Below are 577 nucleotides of genomic sequence, written 5' to 3' on the forward strand. Positions count from 1 at the left end.
ACCGTGCCGGTTGTGATTGCGACGTTATCCACCAACATGGTGTTTATTGCTGGTCTGGCGCTGGTGGGCAATAAAAGCTCCGGTGGAACCTACTGGCAGAACGCCTGGAAGACGTTCTCCCGGATGTTTCTCAAAAATCCGGTATTGATCGCCCCGATAGCCGGGGGAGTGTTTTCCTATTTTTCTATTCCGCTACCTGTTCCGGTGAATAATCTGTTGTCGATGCTGGCGCCATCCGCAGCCCCTGTGGCGCTGTTTGCCATGGGTGCATCACTGGTGGGTATTAAAATTCAGGGCGAGACCGGGCGGCTGGTCTGGGTAACCCTGGTTAAAGTCGTGGCGAACCCGTTAATTGCCTTGCTGGTCGTTTATCTGATGAAGCTGGAACCATTCTGGGCTGCGTCCGTTGTCCTGATGTCCTCTTTGCCAACAGGCTCAATGGTGTTTATTTTTGCCCGGCAGTATGAGCGCCGGGTTGAGCTGGCTTCCGGCGCTATTATGTCCACCACTATCCTTTCGCTGCTTTCCTTGGCCGTGATTTTGCCGTTGCTGAAAATCTGGGTCGACTGACGCTGCG

General features: G+C 53.9%; 1 protein-coding gene. It reads left to right on the forward strand.

Annotation, left to right across the window (positions count from 1 at the left end):
- Nucleotides 1–570: AEC family transporter (locus ACQY8X_RS21120; protein ID WP_428037094.1), on the forward strand; the 570-nt coding region annotated here is incomplete at its 5' end.
- Nucleotides 571–577 lie beyond the last annotated feature (7 nt).

Origin of the sequence: Amphritea sp., assembly GCF_050300915.1 — a bacterium.
GTDB lineage: Bacteria > Pseudomonadota > Gammaproteobacteria > Pseudomonadales > Balneatricaceae > Amphritea.